The organism is Nocardiopsis sp. TNDT3, from assembly GCF_003427465.1.
Classification (GTDB): Bacteria; Actinomycetota; Actinomycetes; order Streptosporangiales; family Streptosporangiaceae; genus Nocardiopsis; species Nocardiopsis dassonvillei.
The window spans coordinates 1-2,225 of the sequence record NZ_QPFC01001048.1 but is presented as its reverse complement, the minus strand read 5'-3'; the positions used below and the strand labels follow the sequence as shown (position 1 = coordinate 2,225).

Annotated in this window: 3 protein-coding genes; all 3 read left to right on the top strand. The window is 75.1% G+C overall.

Going from position 1 to position 2,225, the window contains the following annotated elements:
• On the top strand, nucleotides 1–310 hold a 310-nt coding region (locus DQW06_RS23650), incomplete at its 5' end, for a hypothetical protein (RefSeq protein ID WP_232833134.1).
• Nucleotides 311–340: 30 nt separating this feature from the next.
• Nucleotides 341–1,042 carry a DivIVA domain-containing protein gene (locus DQW06_RS23645; RefSeq protein WP_013155392.1) on the top strand — a complete coding sequence of 234 codons (702 nt, stop codon included), beginning with the start codon at nucleotides 341–343 and terminating at the stop codon, nucleotides 1,040–1,042.
• A 237-nt stretch (nucleotides 1,043–1,279) separates the two neighbouring features.
• Nucleotides 1,280–2,197 carry a M48 family metallopeptidase gene (locus tag DQW06_RS23640; protein WP_013155393.1) on the top strand — a complete coding sequence of 306 codons (918 nt, stop codon included), beginning with the start codon at nucleotides 1,280–1,282 and terminating at the stop codon, nucleotides 2,195–2,197.
• Nucleotides 2,198–2,225: the final 28 nt, after the last annotated feature.

The following is a 2,225-nucleotide window of genomic DNA, read 5'->3' as shown; positions in this document are numbered from 1 at the left end:
GCGCCCCCTCCCCTTCCCCGGTTTCGACATCGTCCTGCGCGGCTTCGACCGCCACCAGGTGGACGACCTCGTCCACCGGGCCTCCTCCACGCTGACCGCCCTCACCGGCGGCCCCGTCCTCACCGACGAGGACGGGCGGGCCCTCGACCGGCCCTCCGCGCCGGCGCCCGACCCCATCACCTCCGCGGAACTGGCCGACGCCCCGGTGGACCTGGTCCTGCGCGGGTACGACCGCTCCCAGGTGAAGGACCTCCTGTCCCGCCTCGTGGAGCTGCTGGCCGAGGCCGAATCACACACGACCCGGGGATAAGACAGCCCTGCGAACCTCGTCAACTGCACAATGGGGACCATGCCTCTGACACCGGCGGACATCCGCGAAAAGAAGTTCCACACGGTGCGTCTGCGCCCGGGGTACAACGAGGAGGACGTCGACGCGCTCCTCGACCGGATCGAGGCGACGCTCGTCGCCCTGGAGGGCGGCCCGAGCACGGGCGCGCTCATCACGGCCGACGAGGTGCGCAACTCGCGGTTCCGCACCACGAGACTCAGCCCGGGCTACCGGGAGGACGAGGTCGACGACTTCCTCGACCTCGTGGTCGCCGACCTGGCCGGCCGCGGCCTCGGCCGCGCCCGGGACCAGTCGCCGCCCCGCCCCGGCGCGGCGGGCGCCTCCGCGCGGCCGCGGCACCAGCGGCCCGGTCCCGACGCGGGCCCGGACGCGCCGTGGCGGCAGGAGGGCCCGCCCCGGCCGCCGCGGCGTTCCGGGATGACCCCGAGGGACGTCCGGGAGAAGCAGTTCGCCACCACCCGGCTGACCACGGGTTACAACGAGCAGGAGGTCGACGACTTCCTGGACCGGGCCGAGTTCACGCTGGACGTCCTCCAGCAGGGGCGGCCGGACCGGGCCACGCTCACCGCCGCCGAGGTGGAGCGGATCCAGTTCAGCACCACGCGCGCGCGGCCGGGGTACGACCCGGCGCAGGTGGACCACTTCCTGGACCTGCTCGCCGAGGAGCTGCGCGGGTACGAGCAGCCGCACTGACGGTGACTCCGGGTGAGGGACCCGGTCTGAACGGACGACCGCGGGCCGCGTACGAACCGGGCCTCGGCGACGGCCCCGGACGCGTTCGCGCCTGTCGGGCCGGGGTGGAGGGGCCACCGGCCACGGACACGCCGTAGCGCACACTCCCCATTTTCAGGACAGCGGAAAGTAATATTTGGACACAGGAAGTAGTCATCCCCCCGCTGTCCCGCAGACCGCGCCCCGAGGGGAGGCAGGATGTCCCACGCGATGCCGCCGGAGGGGCGCGCCACCGCATGTCCGGCGCACGGCGCGCCCGACCGCTGCTCCGACGCCGACGGCGGCCCCAGAACCCGTTCCAGGGAGGGGCTGCGGGTGCTCGGCGCCGACGAGGAGGTCGTCCCGGCCTCCGCCCACCCGTGGGAGGCCCCGCTCCTGGCCGCGTGCGTGGGCGCCACTCTGCTGACGGCGGCGGGACTGGCCCACGCGGTGTGGTCGCTGACGGGGTCGTGGCTGTGGGCGGCCGCCGCCCTGGCGGTGGTGCCCGCCGTGTACTGGCAGGCGCGGGGGCTGCTGTACGCCCGGCGCAGGGCGGAGTCGGTGAAGATCTCGCCCACGCAGTTCCCCGAGGCGCACCGGATGGTGGTGGCGCTGGCCGCCGAGACGGGGCTGCCCCGGACGCCGGAGGCCTACGTGCGGGTGGGGCCGCGCCGCTGGGGGACCGACGCCGCCGGGCACGGGCTGCGCCGGTACCTGGTGCTGTCGGACGACCTGTTCGGCCCGTGCGGCCGGGTCCGCGACCCCGAGGCGCTGGCCTTCCTGGTCGCGCACCAGTTGGGGCACGTGGCGGCCGGGCACACCGGTTTCTGGCGGCGGACGGCGGCGCTGGGAGGGGAACTGGTCCCGGGGCTGGGGGCCGCGCTGTCGCGGGCCATGGAGTACACGGCCGACAACCACGCCTACGCGCACGTCCCCGAGGGCGCCCACTCGGTGCGCGTCCTCGCCGGGGGCGGCAACCTGTACACGCGGGTGAACATGGGCGAGATGGCGGACCGCGCGCGCACCGACCGGGGCTGCTCGCTGCTGCTCTACCACCTGCTGACCCGCCGACCGGGCAACACCCGCCGCATGGCCGCCCTGCGCGACCGCACCCGGCGCGGCCGGGTCTTCCTCTAGACCACCCCTCCGGGCACCGGCTCCCGCC

Bases quoted from the DNA above. Each gene is read 5' to 3' on its own strand.
- DQW06_RS23640 (WP_013155393.1), top strand. From the start codon at position 1,280: ATGTCCCACGCGATGCCGCCGGAGGGGCGCGCCACCGCATGTCCGGCG.
- DQW06_RS23645 (WP_013155392.1), top strand. From the start codon at position 341: ATGGGGACCATGCCTCTGACACCGGCGGACATCCGCGAAAAGAAGTTC.